Source organism: Streptomyces sp. NPDC020983, assembly GCF_044333485.1.
Classification (GTDB): domain Bacteria; phylum Actinomycetota; class Actinomycetes; order Streptomycetales; family Streptomycetaceae; genus Actinacidiphila.
On the sequence record NZ_JBIRRA010000031.1, the window covers coordinates 1 to 18,182 of the forward strand.

Genomic DNA, 18,182 nt, shown 5'->3' on the forward strand with positions numbered 1-18,182 from the left:
GCCAACTACGCCGCCGCCAACGCCTACCTCGACGCCCTCGCCACCCGCAGCACCGGCCACCCCACCACCTCGATCGCCTGGGGCCTGTGGGCCACCACCAGCGCCATGACCGGCAAGCTCACCGCCACCGACCACGCCCGGATGGCGCGTACGGGCGTCAACCCGCTCGCCACCGGGAAGGCGCTCGCGCTCTTCGACGCGGCGCTCGCGGCGGGCGAGCCGCACGTGGTCGCCGCCGAGTTCGACCTGTCGGCGCAGGCCGGGGCGCTCCCCCCGATGGCCCGCTCGCTCGCGGGGGCGCGGGCCGGGGCGGCGGTCCGGCGAAGCGCGGCGGCGCGGCCCGCGGACCTGTCGGGGCGGCTCGCCGCGATGGGCCGCGACGAGCGCCACGCGCTGCTGCTGGATCTCGTACGGACACACGCGGCCACGGTGCTGGGGCACGCGGACGCCGAGGCGGTGGCGACGGACACACCGTTCAAGGACCTGGGCTTCGACTCGCTGACCGCCGTCGAGCTGCGCAACCGGCTGGCGGCGGCGACCGGTGTGCGGCTGCCCGCGGCGGCGGTCTTCCGCCACCCGACGCCCGGTGCGATGGCCGAGCACCTGGGGAGCGAGCTGGGGCCCGCGGACGACGACGCGGCGGAGCCGGTGCTGCGCGAGCTGGAGCGGCTGGAGGCGGCGGTGGCGCAGGAGCGTCCGGCGGGCGAGGCGGGCAGCCGGCTCGTCAAGCGGCTGCAGGACCTGCTGTGGCGGCTCGGCGACGGCGCGGACGCGTCCGGCACGGACGGCGGCAGCGGCCAGGAGGCCCTGGAGTCGGCCTCGGACGAGGAGATGTTCGCGCTCATCGACCAGCAACTGGGCTCGTCCTGAGGGGATGCGGAACCGATGCCGACGACCACCGAAGACAAGCTGCGCCAGTACCTCAAGCGCGTCACCCTCGACCTCGGCCAGGCCAAGGAGCGGCTGCGGCAGGCCGAGGAGGAGCGTGCCGAGCCGATCGCGATCGTGGCCATGGCCTGCCGCTACCCCGGCGGGATCGACTCCCCCGAGGCGCTGTGGGACCTGGTCGCCTCGCGCGGTGACGCGATCGGCCCCTTCCCCACCGACCGCGGCTGGGACCTCGGCTCCCTCCACCACCCGGACCCCGACCACCCGGGCACGAGCTACGTCACCGAGGGCGGCTTCCTGCACGACGCGCCGACCTTCGACGCCGCCTTCTTCGGCATCAGCCCGCGCGAGGCGGCGGCGATGGACCCGCAGCAGCGCGTCCTGCTGGAGACCGCCTGGCAGGTCCTGGAGCGCGCGCACATCGACCCCACGAGCCTGAAGGGCACCGCGACCGGCGTCTACGCGGGGGTGTCGAGCCAGGACTACCTCTCGCGGATCCCGCGGATCCCGGACGGCTACGAGGGCTACACGACCACCGGCGCGCTCACCAGCGTGATCTCCGGGCGGATCGCGTACACGCTGGGTCTGGAGGGTCCGGCCGTCACACTGGACACCGCGTGCTCGGCCTCGCTGGTCGCCATCCACCTGGCCGCGCAGGCGCTGCGGTCGGGCGAGTGCGCACTCGCCCTCGCGGGCGGGGTCACCGTCTTCAGCACGCCCGCGGCCTACGTCGAGTTCTCCCGGCAGCGCGGCCTCGCCCCCGACGCCCGCTGCAAGGCCTTCGCCGCCGCCGCGGACGGCACCGGCTTCTCCGAAGGCGCCGGACTCGTCCTGCTGGAACGGCTCTCGGACGCCCACCGCAACGGCCACCGCGTACTGGCCGTCGTCCGCGGCTCCGCCGTCAACCAGGACGGCGCCAGCAACGGCCTGGCCGCGCCCAACGACGCGGCGCAGGAACGCGTCATCCGGCAGGCACTGGTGAACGCCCGGCTGGCGGCCGACCAGGTGGACGCCGTCGAGGCGCACGGCACGGGCACGACGCTCGGCGACCCGATCGAGGCGCAGGCGCTGCTGGCGACGTACGGCCAGGACCGCCCGGCCGGCCGGCCGCTGTGGCTCGGCTCGGTCAAGTCCAACATCGGGCACACGCACGCGGCGGCGGGCGTGGCGGGTGTCATCAAGATGGTCATGGCGATGCGCCACGGCTCACTGCCCGCGACCCTGCACGTCGACGAGCCCACCCCGCACGTCGACTGGTCGTCGGGAGCCGTGCGGCTGCTCACCGAGCCCGTCGACTGGCCGCGCACGGACCGCCCGCGGCGGGCCGGGGTGTCGTCGTTCGGCATCTCCGGCACCAACGCGCACCTGGTCCTGGAGGAAGCCCCCGCCGGAACCCCGGCGGAGGCGGGCGGTCCGGAGCCCGATCACCTGACGCCGTGGGTGCTGTCGGCGCGCGGCGCGGCCGCGCTGCGCGCGCAGGCGGAGCTCCTGCTCGGCACGCAGGCGGACCACGGGGCCGTCGGCTGGTCGCTGGCCGCCACACGGGCGGTGCTCGACCACCGGGCCGTGGTCACGGGCCGGGACGGTACGGCGCTGCGCGCGGGCCTCGCGGCGCTGGCGGCGGGCGACGCGCACCCGGCGGTCGTGTGCAGGACGGGAGCGGTACGCGCCTCGGGGTGGCGGGTCTTCCTCTTCTCCGGGCAGGGCAGCCAGCGGCCCGGCATGGGCGCCGGGCTGCACGCGCACTTCCCCGTCTTCGCCGAGGCCTTCGACGAGGTGTGCGCGGCCCTCGACCCGCACCTGCGCCACCCGCTCCGGGACGTGGTGTTCGGGGCCGGGCCCGCCGGGCTCCTCGACCGCACCACCTACACCCAGGCCGGGCTGTTCGCGCTCCAGGTCGCGCTGGTCCGGCTGCTGGACGCGCACGGTGTGCGGCCCGACGCGGTCGCCGGGCACTCCGTCGGCGAGATCGCCGCCGCGCACGTCGCCGGTGTCCTGTCGCTGGCGGACGCCTGCCGCCTGGTCGCCGCGCGCGCGACGCTGCTCGGCGCGCTGCCCGACGGCGGGGCGATGACGGCGCTGGAGGCCACGGCGGCGGAGGCGGAGGAGGCGCTCGCCCCGTACGGCGGGGCCGTCTCGGTCGCGGCGTACAACACGCCGGTGAGTACGGTCGTGTCGGGTCCCGCGGACCTGGTGGCGGAGCTGACCGCGCGGTGGAAGGAGCGCGGGCGCAAGGCGAAGGCGCTCACGGTCAGCCACGCCTTCCACTCGCCGCTCATGGAACCGGCGCTCGCGCCCTTCGCCGAGGCCGTCGCGGACCTGGACTTCCGCACCCCCCGCATCCCGCTCGTCAGCAACCTGACCGGGCGGCCCGCCGACGCGGGGATCGCCGAGCCCGGCTACTGGGTGCGCCACATCCGCGAACCGGTCCGCTTCCACGACGCGATCGCGCACACCGCGGCGCGCGCCCACACGTACCTGGAGATCGGCCCGACGTCCGTGCTGGTCCCGGCGGTGCAGCAGACCCTCGATGCGGCCGGCGACGGCGGACCGGCCCCGCTGCTGGTACCGACCCTGACCGCCCGCCAGGAGGAGACCGAGGCGCTCGCGCACGCGCTCGCCCGGCTGCACACCACGCACCCCGCGCCCGTCGACTGGCGCCCCTGGTACCCGCAGGACGCCCGCCGCACGACCGACCTGCCCGGCTACCCCTTCCAGCGGCAGCGCTACTGGCTGCCGGACGAGGTGGCGGCCGCGCCCGCGGCGGCGGACCCGGAGGAGGCCCGGTTCTGGCAGGCCGTGGAGTCGCAGGACGTGGCCGCGCTGTCCGGCACGCTGGGCATCGCCGACGACGACGCGCGGCGCGCACCGCTCGGCGAGGTGGTCGGGGCGCTCGCGCACTGGCACCGCGAGCGGCACGACCGGGCGGCCGTCGAGGCGTGGCGGTACCGGGTGGCGTGGCGGCGGCTGACCGTCCCCGGCCCGCCCGCCGGCCGCTGGCTGCTGGCCCTTCCGGCCGGGGGCGCCACGCCGTGGGCCGACGCCTGCGAGCGCGCCCTCACCGCGGACGGCGGCGAGGTGCGCCGGGTGACCGTGCCGGACGCCACCGCGGAGGCGGCCGCGGCGCTGCGCGCGGCGTACGAGGACGGCCCGGCGCCCGCCGGGGTGCTGTCCCTGCTGGCGCTCGGCGGGACCGGTGCCCTGCACGCGGTGACGGCGGCTCACGGGCTGCTGTGCGCGCTGCGGGAAGCCGATCTCGGGGTGCCGGTGTGGGCGGCGACGCGGGGCGCGGTGGCGGTGACGGGCGAGGACGGGCCGCCCGACGCGCCGCAGGCCGCCGTGTGGGGGCTCGGCCGGGTCGCCGCGCTGGAGCACCCGGCGCTGTGGGGCGGCCTCCTCGACCTCCCGGCCGAGCCCGCCGAGCTCCCACCCGCCCTGCTGCGGGCGGCCCTCGCCGGCGACGGCGGCGAGGACCAGGTGGCGTTGCGCCCCGCGGGCCTCTTCGCCCGCCGTCTCGTGCCGGTGGCCCCGCAGGAGCCGGCGCCCGCCCGCCCCTGGTCCCCGCGCGGCGGCGCGCTGGTGACCGGTGGCGTCACGGATGTGGCCGCGCACGTGGCACGCTGGCTGGCCGCGGAAGGGGCCGAGCACATCGTGCTGCTGGCGCCGGAAGGCCCCGCCGCCCCGGGGGCGGAGGGGCTGCTGGCCGAACTGGCGGCCCTGGGCGCGAAGGGGACGGTGCTGGACGGGCCCCGGCCCGGCGCGGGGCGGGGGGATCCGCCGGGCATCACGGCGGACGGGGTGCGGATCCGTACCGTCGTGCACACCGGGGCGCCCGGCGGGCGGGCGGGGCTCGCGGAGTCCGGGCCGGAGGAATTCGCCGGGGCCGTGGCGGAGGCGGTGGCGGGCGCGGACCGGCTCGCGGAGGTGTGCGGGCTCGGCGACGGCGACCCGCTGGTGGTCTTCTCCTCGGTGGCCGCGGTGTGGGGCGGCGGCGGGCACGGGGCACGGGCCGCGGCGGACGCGTACGTGGACGCGCTGGCACAGCGCCGCCAGGCCGCGGGCGGCCGGGTGGTGCGGCTGGCCTGGGGCGTGTGGGACAGCGCGCACGGCCCGGACGCGGCCGGGCGTGCCCGGCGGCTGGGCCTGCCGCTGCTGCCGCCCTCGCGGGCGCTCGCGGCACTGCGGGACGCGGTGGTCCGCAGCGCGGACGGCAGCGGCGCCGGGGCGGCGACCGTCGTCGCGGACGTGGACTGGCAGCGCTTCCTCCCGCTCTTCACCGGTGCGCGCGCGAGCCGGCTCTTCGACGACGTCCCGGCCGCGGCGCGGGCCGCGCGCGACGCGCTCGACGCCTCGGGCGGCGAGGAGGAGGCGAGGGCGCTGGCCGCCCTGCGGGAGCGTCTGGCGGCCCAGCCGCCGGGTGGCCGGACGGGCACGCTGCTGGCGCTCGTCCGCACCCACGCGGCGGGTGCGCTGCACTATCCGGGGGCGGACGCGGTCGATCCGGAACAGCCCTTCAAGGAGCTGGGGTTCGACTCCCTCGCGGCCGTCGAGTTCCGCAACCGGCTGCGCACCGCGACGGGCCTCGACCTTCCCGCGACGCTCGTCTTCGACTACCCCACACCGGCCTCCCTCGCGGGCTACCTGCTGGAGCAGGCGCTCCCCGCCGAGCCCGGGCAGGAGCCCGCCTCGCAGGCCCTCGACGCCGTCGAGGCCGCGCTCGCCGCGCTGGCGCCCGGCGACCCGCGCCGCACCGGGCTCACCCACCGGCTGAACGTCCTGCTGTGGCGGTACGGGGGCGGCGCCGTGAGCCCGTCCGCCGACGCCGCGGGGTCCGGGACGGGGGATCTGGAAGGTGCGTCGGCGGACGAGGTGTTCGCCCTCATCGACCGCGAGTTCGGCGAGGCGTAGGGCCCTTCCGCGGGCGCCGGGCACGGGGGCGTGCCCGGCGCCCGCCGGCCCGGCGGAATTCCCGGTCCGGGCGGCGGAGTTGGTGCCGTCCGCGCTCTTGACCTGAACCCGTCGGCGACTATGGTCTAGACCTAAGCCCTTGCGAGGTCCGGACCTTTGGGCGGCAGCCCCGCCCGGGAGCGGTGACGGACCGCGGTCCGCACGGCTCACGGTCCACCGCTCCCGGCACGCACACCGCACACCCGGCCGCCGCCGGACGGGCAGCACCGCCGACCCCACGAGGGACGCCCCCACACCTCGACGGAAAGTGGTATGACATGCACACGACACGGAAAGTGGCGCTCGCACTCGGCACGCTCGCCGCTCCCCTCCTCGCGTTCGGGCTGTCGTCGGGCACGGCCAGCGCCCACGGCTGGGTGACCCTCCCGACGAGCCGCCAGGAGCAGTGCGCCGAGGGCGTCGTCAGCTGCGGCGACATCACGTACGAGCCGCAGAGCGTCGAGGGCCCCAAGGGCCTGCACAGCTGCAGCGGCGGCAACGCGCAGTTCGCCGAGCTCGACGACGACAGCAAGGGCTGGCAGGTCACCCCGGTCGGCTCGTCCGCGACCTTCACCTGGCACAACACGGCCCGGCACGCGACCCTCAACTGGCAGTACTACATCGGGAGCACGCTGATCGCCCAGTTCCCCGGCAACAACCAGCAGCCGCCCGCCGACCTCAGCCACCAGGTCGGCTTCGGCAGCTTCACCGGTAGGCAGAAGGTGCTGGCCGTCTGGAACATCGCCGACACCGCCAACGCCTTCTACTCCTGCGTCGACGTGAACATCGGCGGGACGGGCACCACCACCGGCGGCACAACGGGCGGCACCACCACCGGTGGCACAACGGGCGGCACCGGCAGCTGCACCGCGGCCGCCTGGAGTGCCACGGCGGTCTACACCGGCGGGCAGACCGTGTCGCACAACGGCCACAACTGGAAGGCCAAGTGGTGGACGCAGGGCGAGGAGCCCGGCACCACCGGCCAGTGGGGCGTGTGGGACGACCTCGGCACCTGCTGAGGTCCCCCGCCAGGGCCCGCCGCCCGCCGCCCGGTCCCTTCCGGCTCTCCGGCAGGGACCGGGCCGCGGCGGGCCGGCGGGCCCGGCGCTCAGGACTTGCCGAACTCCGTGGCGATCAGGTCGAAGATCTCCTGGGCCGTCGCCTCCTCCAGATCGCCGTGTCCACCGTCCTCGCCGCTCTCCTGCGCCCACTTGCCGGCGAGCAGCCGCAGCCGCGCCGCGACCCGGTTGCGGGCGGCCTCGCCGAGCGAGTCGGGCGCGTGGGCGGCGTCCCAGCCGTCGAGCCCGGCCATGACGTGCTGCTCGCCCGTCGCCGCGTCGGCCACGAGCAGGCCGTGCAGGTGGCGGGCGAGGTCGTCGGCGGTGGGGTGGTCGAAGAGCACGGTGGTGGGCAGGCGCAGGCCGGTGCTGCCGCTCAGCTCGTTGCGCAGCTGGACGGCGGTGAGCGAGTCGAAGCCCAGTTCCTGGAAGGGCTTGCCGGGCGGTACGGCGTCCGCGCCGCTGTGCCCGAGGATGCCCGCGGCGTGCCCCTGCACGTGCCGCAGGAGGACCTCGTGCTGCTCGGCGGGCGGCCGGCCGGCGAGCATGCGCAGCAGCGGGTCCGCGTCCTGCGGTGCGGGGCCGGCCTCCTCGGCGCGCCCGGCCGCGGCCTCCGGGAGGTCGGCGAGCAGCGCGCTGGGGCGCAGGGCGGTGAAGCTCGGCAGGAAGCGGCGCCAGTCCACGTCGGCGACGACGCAGGCGGGTGCGGGCCGCCCGACCGCGTCCCGCAGGGCGGCGAGGGCGAGTCCGGGGTCCAGCGGCCGGATGCCGCGGCGGCGGAAGAAGCCGACCTCCTCGTCGGAGGTCGCCATGCCGACCTCCCCCCACAGGCCCCAGGCGACGGAGGTGGCGGGCAGGCCGAGGCCGCGGCGGTGCTCGGCGAGCGCGTCGAGCTGGGCGTTGGCGGCGGCGTACGCGGCCTGCCCGCCGCTGCCCCACACCGCGCTGACGGAGGAGAACAGCACGAAGGCGGACAGCTCCAGGTGCCGGGTCAGCTCGTGCAGATGCCGGGCGGCCAGCGCCTTGGGCGCGAGCATGCGCTCCAGGTGAGCGTCGTCGGCGTCGGCGATCAGGGCCTGGTCGCTGACGCCCGCGGCGTGCACGACGGCGGTGAGCGGCTCCCCGGCCGGGATCGCGGCGAGGACGTCCGCCATGGCTTCCCGGTCAGCGGCGTCGCAGGCCGCGATCGTCACCTCGGCCCCGAGGCCGCGCAGTTCGGCCGCCAGCTCGACGGCACCCGGCGCGTCGGGGCCGCGGCGGCTGGTGAGGACGAGGCGGGCGGCCCCACCGCGGGCGGCCCAGCGGGCGAACAGCGCGCCGACGCCACCGGTGCCGCCGGTGACCAGGACGGTCCCGGCGGGCTGCCAGCGGCGGCCGGGCCCGCGCTCGGGCGCCGCGTGGTCGAGGCGGCGGGCCAGCACCCCGGCGGCGCGGACGGCGGCCTGGTCCTCCGTGCCCTGTCCGCACGGGAGTCCGGCGAGGACGGCCGCCAGACGCGCGGGGGCGTCGGCGCCGGGCTCGGCGGGCAGGTCGGCGAGGCCGCCCCAGCGGTCGGGGTGCTCCAGCGCGGCCACCCGGCCCAGGCCCCACACCTGCGCCTGCACAGGGTGCGGCAGCGGGTCGTCGGGGCCGGTCGAGACGGCGCCGCGGGTCACGCACCACAGCGGCGCGCCGATCCGGGCCTCGCCCAGGGCCTGCAGGGCGGCCACCGTGGCGGACAGCCCCGCGGGCACACCCGGGCGGCCGGGGCGGGGGCGCTCGTCGAGAGCGAGCAGGCTCGCGACCCCGGCGACGCCGTCACCCGCGGCCGCCAGTTCCGCGGCGAGCCCGGCGCGCCCGGCGGTGAGCGCGTCCACGGTCAGCTGCCGCACCGCGGCGCCGTACGTGCGCAGCGCCTCGGCCGTGGTCCGCACCGCCGGGTCGTCGGTGCGGCCGTCCGGGACGAGCAGCAGCCAGGTGCCGGTGAGGGTGGGCGCCGCGCCGTCGGGCACGGGCGTCCAGCGGACGCGGTGGCGCCAGGCGGCCAGCGTGCCGCGCTCACGGTGGCGGCGGCGCCAGGCGGCCAGCAGCGGCAGGGCGGGCCGCAGCGCCTCGGAGTCCGCGGCGGGGTCGCCGTCCGGCTCCAGCACCCCGGCGAGCGCCGTGGCGTCCCCTTCCTCCACGGCGTCCCACAGTTCGGCCTCGGCCGGGTCCTGCGGGCCGCCCGCGGCTCCGGGGCGGGCGGTGGGCAGCCAGTAGCGCTGCCGGTCGAAGGCGTAGGTGGGCAGGTCGACGGCGCGCGCGGCCGGGGTGCCGCCGTGCCAGGCGCGGAAGTCGACCGGGGCGCCAGCGGCGAACGCCTGGCCCAGCGCGAGGGCGAGCTGCGCGGGACCGCCCTCGCCGCGCCGCAGGGTGCCCGAGGCGTGCGCGTCGATCCCGGCGGCCTCGAAGCACTGGTGGAGCGCGGGTACGAGCACCGGGTGCGTGCTGACCTCGACGAAGACCCGGTGGCCCGCGGCCAGCAGGGAGTTCACCGCCCCGGTGAGGCGCACCGGCTGCCGCAGGTTCGCCAGCCAGTAGCCGGCGTCCAGCTCCGCGGTGTCCAGCGGGCCGCCGGTGAGGGTGGAGTGGAAGGCGACGTCCGTGGAGGTGGACCGGACGCCCGCGAGCCGGGCCCGTACGTCGTCCGCGATGGTGTCGACCTGCGGGCCGTGCGAGGCGTAGTCGACGTCGATGGTGCGGGCCCGCGCGCCGGCGGCCTCGCACGCGGCGACCGCGGCGGCGACCGCCCCCGGCGGGCCGGAGACCACGGTGGACGACGGGCTGTTGAAGGCCGCGACGCCCACTCCCGCGGCTTCCTCGCCGAGCCCGGCGAGGAGTTCCGCGGTGGCGTCGGGGCCGATGCCGAGGGAGGCCATCGCGCCCTTGCCCGCGAGCGCGCGCAGCGCCTGCGAGCGCAGGGCCACCACCCGGGCGGCCTCCTCCAGCGGGAGGGCGCCCGCGACGCACGCGGCGGCGATCTCGCCCTGCGAGTGGCCGACCACGGCCGCGGGCACGACGCCGTGGTGGGCCCATTCGGCGGCGAGCGACACCATGAGCGCCCACAGCACGGGCTGGATCACGTCGGCCCTGGCCGGGTCGGGGGCGCCGTCCGCGCCGCGCAGCACCGCGGTGAGCGACCAGTCGGCCCAAGGGGCCAGGGCGGCCTCGCACTCCGCGATCCGGGCGGCGAACACCGGTGAGGAGCTGAGGAGTTCGCGTCCCATGCCGGGCCACTGCGAGCCCTGGCCGGGGAAGACGAGGACGACGCCGGGGCCCGCCGTGCGGGCGGTGCCGGTGACGACGCCGGCGGCCGGTTCGCCCGCGGCGAGCGCGGTGAGGCGCTCGCGCAGCTGCGCGGTGCCGGTTCCGGTGACGGCGGCGCGGTGCTCGAAGGCCGAGCGCGTGGCGGCCAGCGACCAGCCGACCGCGTGCGGGCCGGCGTCCGGCGCGGCCGCGAGCAGCCGCCGCGCCTGCCCGCGCAGCGCCTGCGCGCTGCGGGCCGACAGCGCCCACACGGCGACGTCCGGGCCGCCGTCCTGCACCGCACCGCCCACGCCGGGGGCGGACACCGCACCGCCCGCGTCGCGAGCAGGAGCCTGCGGCGCACCACCCGCGCCGGGGGCAGGAGCCCGCACCGCACCACCCACGCCGGGAGCGGGAGCCTGCGGCGCCTCCTCCAGGATCAGGTGGGCGTTCGTGCCGGAGAAGCCGAAGGCGGACACGCCCGCCCGCCGGGGGCGCCCGGCGTCAGGCGGCCAGGGCACGTCGGAGGTCAGCAGGCGCACGTCACCGGAGCCCCAGGCGACGTGCGGGCTCGGTTCGTCGAGGTGCAGCAGGCGTGGCAGGCTGCCGTGGCGCAGCGCCATGACCGTCTTGATGACGCCCGCGGCGCCCGCGGCGATCTGGGTGTGCCCGATGTTGGCCTTGACCGAGCCCAGCCACAGGGGCCGGCCCTCCGGCCGGTCCCGGCCGTAGGCGGCGAGCAGCGCCTGCGCCTCGATCGGGTCGCCGAGCGCGGTGCCGGTGCCGTGCGCCTCGACCGCGTCGACGTCCGCGGGGGCGAGCCGGGCGTTCGCGAGGGCCTGCTCGACGACGCGCTGCTGGGAGGGGCCGTTGGGCGCGGTGAGGCCGTTGCTGGCGCCGTCCTCGTTGACGGCGGAGCCGCGGATGACGGCGAGCACCGGGTGGCCGTTGCGGTGGGCGTCCGACAGCCGCTCCAGCAGCACGATCCCGGCGCCCTCGGCGAGCGTCATGCCGTCGGCGCCCGCGGCGAAGGGTTTGCAGCGGCCGTCGGGGGCCAGCGCGCGCAGCTCGCTGAAGCCGACGAGCGGCGCGGTCGAGGACATCACGTAGACCCCGCCGGCCAGCGCCAGGTCCACTTCCCCCTGCCGCAGCGCCTGGCAGGCCAGGTGCATGGCGACGAGCGCGGAGGAGCACGCGGTGTCCAGGGTGACCGCGGCGCCCTCCAGGCCGAGGGCGTAGGCCACCCGGCCGGCCACGACGCTGGGCGAGTTGCCGGTGGTGAGGTGTCCGGCGGCGTTGTCGGGCACGTGGAAGGAGTTGAGGAAGTAGTCGATGCCGTCGCAGCCGAGGTAGGTGCCGGACCGGCTGCCGCGCAGGGTGTGCGGGTCGATACGGGCGTGCTCGACGGCCTCCCAGGCGACCTCCAGGGCGAGCCGCTGCTGCGGGGCCATCGTGACGGCCTCGTTGGGGCTGATGCCGAAGAAGGCGGCGTCGAAGCGGTCGGCGCCGGTGAGGAAGCCGCCGCGGCGCACGTACGAGGTGCCGGGGCGGCCCGGCTCGGGGTCGTGGAGCGCGTCGAGGTCCCAGCCGCGGTCCGCGGGCAGGTCGCCGGTGGCGTCGCGGCCCGCGGCGACCAGCTCCCACAGGTCGTCGGCGCTGTTCACCCCGCCCGGGAAGCGGCAGCCGATGCCGATGACGGCGACGGGCTCGTGGGCGGCGTGCTCGGCGTCCTCGATACGGCGCCGGGCGTCGCGCAGGTCGCCGGTGACGCGCTTGAGGTAGTCGAGCAGCTTCTGCTGGTCTTCGGCCATGTCAGGACCGTCCCGGGGTCCGGGTGCCGGGGTGCCCGTCCGTGAGCTTGTCGACGGTGCGGGCCAGCTCCAGCACGTCGGCGGCCACCCGGCCCGGGTGGTCGGCGTGCAGGTTGTGGTCGGAGTCGGTGTACCAGCGCGACTCCGCCCTGGGCAGCGCCGCCTCGGCGTCGGCGACCCACTGCCGGGCCCAGGCCAGCCAGGCGGGCGGCGGGTTCGGGGGGACGGCCTTGAGCAGCACGACGGGCACGGTGACGTCCGGGTACCAGCGGGCGGGCGGGTCGTTCCACATGCTCTTCCACACCGACCGGTAGTGCTCCAGGGGCAGCCGGGGCCCGAGCAGCCCGTCCGGGCCCTCCACCATGTCGGCGAGGCTGGCCTCGACCGCGGAGTCCGACCAGCGCGGGTGGATGGCCCGCAGCACGGTGCGCATCGCCTCCCGCGGGGCCCGCGCGTCGGGACCCCACCACCCGACGTCGTCGGTGTCGCGCGGCAGGGCCCCGCCCTGGAGGTCGACCGGGCCGCCGCCGTCCACGAGCGCGAGCCCCGCGGCGAGGTCGGGGCGTACGGCGGCGAGCCGCATGGCGATGTTGCCGCCCCAGGAGTGCCCGGCCAGCAGTGCGCCGCCGATCCCGAGCGCGTCGCACACCGCCGCCAGGTCGGCCACGGCGGTCGCGTTGTCGAAGCTCTTTCCGGGCAGGTCGGACTCGCCGTGGCCGCGCATGTCGACGGCGTGGACGGGGTGCCCGGCGGCGGCGAGCAGGTCGGCGACCTCGTCCCACATCCGGGAGTTGGAGCCCAGGCCGTGCACCAGCAGGACCGGCCGGCCCGCGCCGCCGGGCCGCTGCCGCACGTTCAGCCTCACCGAGTCGTCGACGGGAACGGACACATTCATGGCGGTTTCCCTTGCCCTGGGAGGGGATCGGAGGGGGGCGCGAGGACCGGGCGGAGGGTGTCAGCCGGCCTCGGCCTCGTACGCCTCCGCGAGGTACTTGCCGAGCAGCGTGGGGGTGGGGTGCTCGACGATCGCGACGAGCGGGACCTCCAGGCCGGTGTCGTCGGTGAGCGTCTTGGACAGCCGTACGGCGGCCAGCGAACTCATGTTGTTCTGGAGGAAGTTGCTGTCCTCGTCCAGCTCCTGGCCGTCGAGGATCGCGCGCGCCCGGTGCAGGACCAGGTCGCCCAGCAGGTCCTGCCGCTCCTCCGGCGCCGCCGTCGCGAGCTGCGCCACCAGCGCGGCGGCCTGCTCGTCGGCCGGGCCGCCGGGCTGCCCGGCCTCCCCGGTGGCTGCTTGGTTGTGTCCTTCCATGGCTGCACCTTCCTCGGTGGGTGGCGGGGGTACGGGAGCGGGTGGCGTCACCCCAGGACGCCGCGGGCGGCGGCGCCGTAGGGCCGCAGCCCGACCGACTCCAGCTCGCCGTCGCGGAAGGGCGGCACGCGCAGCTCGTCCAGAGTGGTGTCGCTGTGCAGCAGCGACAGGAAGCGGGCCTCGCCCAGGCTCTTCTGCGGGGCGTTGAGGCTCAGCACCTGCGTGGCGACCTCGCACACCTGCCGGGAGCGGATCGACTTGCCGGAGACGAAGTCGGAGAACTTCAGCCGCTCGGCGATGTCCGGCCCGGTCAGCCGCGGGTCGCTGGACAGGTTGCGGCAGTTGACGTACTGGATGTCGTTGAGCCCGGCCATGATCCACGGGTCGTCGACGACCGCGGCGAGGGCGCGCTGCACCTGCCGGGTGCCGCCCCCGGTCAGGGCGCCGCGCGCGAGCTCGGTGTCGAGGGCGTCCGCGGCCCGGGCGGCGGAGCTCATGCCGTGCCCGTAGACGGGGTTGAAGGCCGCCAGCGAGTCGCCGAGGATGAGCAGGCCCTCCGGCCACTGCGGCATGCGCTCGGGGTAGAGCCGCCGGTTGGCGCCCGAGTGCGACTGGAAGACCGGGCCGACGGGCTCGGCGACGCTCATCAGGTCGCTCACGACCTGGTGCCGCAGCCCCTTGGCGAAGGCCTCGAACTCGTCCTCGCGGGCGGGCAGCGGGGCGCCCCGGGTGCTGGTGAGGGTGACGAGCCAGCGACCGCCCTCCTGCGGGTAGACGACGCCGAAGCGGCCGGGCTGCCGGGTCAGCGGGTCGGCGGCGACCTGGACGGCGGGGAAGGCGGCGCTCGCGCCGTCGGGGGCCTTGAACATCCGGGTGGCGTAGCCGATCCCGGCGTCCACCACGTCCTGCTCGACGCCGGGCAGCCCGAGGGCGCCCAGCCAGTGGCCCAGGCGCGAGGCCCGGCCGGTGGCGTCCACCACGAGATCGGCCTCCAGCAGCCGCGGGGCGCCGCCGTCGGTGTCGCGCACCCGCACCCCGGTCACCCGGGTGCGGTCGCCGGCCAGTTCGACGACCTCGGTGCCCTGCTCGACGCGGACTGCGCCGCGGGACAGGATGCCGCTGCGGACGACCCAGTCGAGCAGCGGGCGGGTGCACATCATGGCGTGCGCGGAGGCGGGGAAGCGGTACTGCCAGCCCCAGGCGGTGAGCGTCACCAGGTCGCTCTGGAAGCCGATCCGGCGGGCACCGGCGGCCAGCAGCCGGTCGGTGGTCTCCGGCAGCAGCCGCTCGACGATCCCGGCGCCGCTGGACCACAGGACGTGGACGTGGTGGGCCTGCGGCTGGCCCTTGCGGTGCCGGGGGCCGTCCGGCAGGACGTCGCGTTCCACGACGGTGACGGATTCCAGGTGCCGGGACAGCACATGGGCGGTCAGCATGCCGGCCCATCCACCGCCCAGCACGACAGCGCGTGTCGGTGTGGTCACGACGTCTCGTCCCTTCGCAGCGGGATCTCCGGGGGTGGCTCTGGTCGTGCGGGTGCTCGCGGTTCTCCGGGCCTTCCGGCTTCCTCGCGCAGGGGGACGGGGCCGCCCTCACGAGGGTGTCCCCGGCCGCTTAAGCGGGCCTTTCCGGAGCCGGTGACGACGGCTCCGGCGTGAGCGGGGCGGGCCCCATGGTGAGGTCGCCGAGGCCCCAGTAGCCGCGGATGTGCACGCCGAATCCGGCGTCGTCGATCTCGCACACGGTGATCATGCGCATCCGCATGTCGGCGGGGACGCGTACGCGCGCGTCCCCGCGGATGACGACGAAGCGCCCGTCCATCGACGACACGGGACGGCCCAGCACCTCGTGCACCTTGCCCGCCGAGCCGCGGAAGACGTGCTCGCGCAGCGCGTCCTTGCCGCGCAGCAGGATGCCGCCCACCGGGTCCTCGAAGACGATGTCCTCGGCGAAGAGCGCGACGGTGCCCTCGACGTCGCCGCCCGTGAGCCGCGCGAGATAGGTCTCGGGCAGCCGGCGCAGCGCCTCCTCGCGGGGCGTGAGCCGGGCGGGCCCGGTGAAGTCCGTGCCGTCGGCGGAGACCTCCAGGTCGGGGCGGCCCCAGTAGGCGCGCATGTCCTCGATCAGGCCGGACGGCCCGACCCGCAGCTGGAGCGCGTAGTGGCGGCGCAGGAAGGCCGGTTCGGCGCCGTGCGGCGGTGCCAGCCAGCCGCGGGCGGCGTAGCGCGGGCCGAGCGGGCGGTAGCCGGAGACGGACGTGATCCGGGAGAGGACGTGGCAGCCGTCCTGCCCGGCGACCGTGTCCTCGACGGTCTCGGCGGGGCCGCCCGCGGCGGTGGCCGTGAAGTGCGCGCGCAGCGCCTCGTGGCCCTGCCGGGCGCCGGATCCGACCGGGTCCTCGAAGACGGCGTCCGGCGCGTAGAGGGCGAGCAGCCCGTCGACGTCACCTGCGGTGACCAGCCGGCTGTGCTCGCGGGCGGTCCTCTTGCGGGCGCGCTCCCCCGTCACCGGTTCCTCCCGGGGTCCGTGTCGTGTGCCGGTGCGGCCGTCCCGCCGCCGTGCGGCGGTGCGATCCGGCTGAGGTCGGGGCTGTACGCGGCACGCCAGTGGCGGGCGCGCCGGAAGGCGTACGTGGGCAGGTCCACCAGCCGGGCGCCGCTCCCGGCGAAGACCGCGGGCCAGTCCACGGCGTTGCCCCGCACGTACACCTCGGCGAGCGCGGCCAGCGCGGCAGCCGGTTCCGGGGCGCCGGGACGCAACGCGGCCACCGCGGTGAGGCCCGCGCGGCGCAGCAGCCCGGCCGCCTCGTGGCCGCCCAGCTCCAGGAAGACCGTCCCCTCCCGGGCCAGGCCGCGGACCTGCGCCGCGAAGTCCGCGACCGCCGGCGCCGCTCGCAAGGAGGCGAGCGCCTGCCCGGCCTCCGGCAGCGGGAGCCGCCCGCCGAGGTGCTCGGCGGCGATCTGCCCGGCACCGAGACCCCGGACGGCACGCGGCCGCACTCCCCAGGAGCCGAAGAGCCGGTGCAGCCCGGCGTGCGTCGCGAAGGCCCGCACGGGGTCGGGCAGTCCCGCGGGGCCGTCCGGGGCCGGGGCGCCCAGTCCCGCGCAGGCCGCGTCGAATCCGGCGGCGAACTCCGGTAAGGCGTCGTGGAGTTCCTTGCCGACGCCGGGTGCCGCCGGGCCGGGCGTGAGCAGCACCACGACATGGCGGCGCCGCCCGGCCGCGCCCCGTACGGCACCCGGCGCGGACCGGCCGTCGGCGAGCGCCCGCAGGCCGTCGAGCAGTTCGCCGCGGGTGGTGGCGACGACGACCCCGCGGTGGTCGAGCGCGGCGCGGGAGGTGGCCGCGGACAGCGCGACGTCCGCGGGCCGCAGCGCGGGCCGCTCGGCGACGTGCGCCAGCAGCCGTGCGGCCTGGGCGCGCAGCGCGTCCGCGTCGCAGCCGGAGACGGGGCACAGCAGTACGCCCGCGGCTCCTTCCGGCCCGCCGCCCGCGGGGCCGGGCGGCGGGGCCTGCTCCAGCAGGACGTGCGCGTCGGTGCCGCCGAAGCCGAAGGAGGACACCCCGGCGCGGCGCGGGCGGCCGGTGCCGGGCCAGGGGGCGGCGGCGGTCGCCAGCCGCAGCCGGCCCTGCTCCCAGTCGATGTGCGGGGAGGGCACCTCGGAGTGCAGGGTCCGCGGCACGACGCCGTGCCGCATGGCCTGCACGGTCTTGATGAGCCCGGCCATGCCGCTGGCGGCCTGGCTGTGGCCGATGTTGGACTTGACCGAGCCGAGCAGCAGCGGCCGGTCGCCGGGACGGCCCTCGCGGTAGACGGCGGCGAGCGCGTGCGCCTCGACGGCGTCGCCGAGCACGCCGCCCGCGCCCTGGCCCTCCACGACGTCGACCTCGTGCGGCCGCAGCCCCGCGGCCTCCAGCGCCCGCCGGATCAGGCGCTGCTGCGCGGCCCCGTTGGGGGCGTTGAGGCCGCCCTTGGCGCCCTCCTGGCCGATCGCCCCGCCGCGCACCACGGCGAGCACCGGGCGGCCGTGCGCGCGTGCGGTGGACAGGCGCTCCACCAGCAGTACGCCCGCGCCCTCCGCGAAGGCGATCCCGGCGGCACCGTCGGCGAAGGAGCGGCACCGGGCCGCGACGGCGAGCCCGATGCCGCGCGCGGAGCCGACGAAGCGGTTGGGGCTGGACATCACGGCGACACCGCCGGCCAGGGCCATGGAGCACTCGCCGGCCCGCAGCGCCTGGCAGGCCAGGTGCAGCGCGACGAGCGAGCCGGAGCACGCGGTGTCCAGCGTGGCGGTGGGGCCCTCGAGGCCGAAGGCGTAGGCGACGCGGCCGGAGAGCACGGCCGCGGTGCTGCCGGAGCCCGTGGCCTCGAGCAGGTCGTCGGGCACGTCCACCAGGTTGGCGGTGTAGTCCTGGCCGGTCGTGGCCATGAAGACGCCGATGCCGGCGCCGGACACCGACAGCGGGTCGATCCGGGCCCTCTCGAAGGCCTCCCACGAGGTCTCCAGCAGCAGCCGCTGCTGCGGGTCCGTCACCGAGGCCTCGCCCGGGCTCATCCGGAAGGGCGCCGGGTCGAAGCCGGCGGCGTCCGCGAGGAAGCCCCCCTCGGCGACCCCGCTGCGCACGGCGGGGTGGGCGCCCGGTCCGGTCAGCGCGTCGAGGTCCCAGCCGCGGTCGTGCGGGAAGCCGCCGACGGCGTCCCGCCCGGCGGCCACCAGCTCCCACAGGTCCTCGGGGGAGGCAACGCCGCCGGGGTAGCGGCAGGCCATCGCGGTGACGGCGATCGGCTCGCGGGCCGCGGCGCGCAGTTCGGCGTTCTCCCGGCGCAGCCGCTCGGCCTCCCGCAGCGCCGCCCGCAGCGCCGCGACGACCTTGCTGTCCGGCTCGGTCATGGCGTCCTCTCCC

General features: G+C 77.3%; 8 protein-coding genes and 1 pseudogene. 3 read left to right on the forward strand and 6 right to left on the reverse strand.

Annotated elements, in window-relative coordinates:
• The 3 genes from ACH4SE_RS36125 to ACH4SE_RS36135 form a co-directional block, all read left to right on the forward strand.
• A partial coding sequence (locus tag ACH4SE_RS36125) for a beta-ketoacyl reductase (protein WP_398547823.1) occupies positions 1-870 on the forward strand: 870 nt, incomplete at its 5' end.
• 15 nt (positions 871-885) lie between these two features.
• A complete protein-coding gene (locus ACH4SE_RS36130) occupies positions 886-5,796 on the forward strand; it encodes a type I polyketide synthase (protein ID WP_398547824.1) in 4,911 nt (1,636 codons plus the stop codon).
• A 317-nt stretch (positions 5,797-6,113) separates the two neighbouring features.
• On the forward strand, positions 6,114-6,854 hold the full coding sequence (locus ACH4SE_RS36135; protein ID WP_398547825.1) for a lytic polysaccharide monooxygenase: 741 nt from the start codon (positions 6,114-6,116) through the stop codon (positions 6,852-6,854).
• 89 nt (positions 6,855-6,943) lie between these two features.
• Here the strand turns inward: ACH4SE_RS36135 and ACH4SE_RS36140 are convergent.
• The 6 genes and pseudogenes from ACH4SE_RS36140 to ACH4SE_RS36165 form a co-directional block, all read right to left on the reverse strand.
• Positions 6,944-11,968, reverse strand: a pseudogene (locus ACH4SE_RS36140) (type I polyketide synthase); the annotation flags it as partial.
• A 1-nt stretch (position 11,969) separates the two neighbouring features.
• Positions 11,970-12,863: an alpha/beta fold hydrolase gene (locus ACH4SE_RS36145; protein WP_398547826.1), complete on the reverse strand. Its 894-nt coding sequence runs from the start codon at positions 12,861-12,863 to the stop codon at positions 11,970-11,972.
• Positions 12,864-12,923: 60 nt separating this feature from the next.
• Positions 12,924-13,277, reverse strand: coding sequence for an acyl carrier protein (locus ACH4SE_RS36150; protein ID WP_398547827.1), 354 nt, complete (start codon positions 13,275-13,277; stop codon positions 12,924-12,926).
• 47 nt (positions 13,278-13,324) lie between these two features.
• Entirely contained in the window at positions 13,325-14,761 is a 1,437-nt protein-coding gene (locus tag ACH4SE_RS36155) for an NAD(P)/FAD-dependent oxidoreductase (protein WP_398547828.1), read from the reverse strand.
• 130 nt (positions 14,762-14,891) lie between these two features.
• Positions 14,892-15,785, reverse strand: a complete 894-nt coding sequence (locus ACH4SE_RS36160; RefSeq protein ID WP_398547829.1) for a nuclear transport factor 2 family protein — start codon at positions 15,783-15,785, stop codon at positions 14,892-14,894.
• Positions 15,782-18,169 (reverse strand): type I polyketide synthase, encoded by a 2,388-nt coding sequence (locus ACH4SE_RS36165; RefSeq protein ID WP_398547830.1) that lies wholly within the window; start codon positions 18,167-18,169, stop codon positions 15,782-15,784. The genes ACH4SE_RS36160 and ACH4SE_RS36165 overlap by 4 nt, the downstream gene beginning before the upstream one ends.
• Positions 18,170-18,182: the final 13 nt, after the last annotated feature.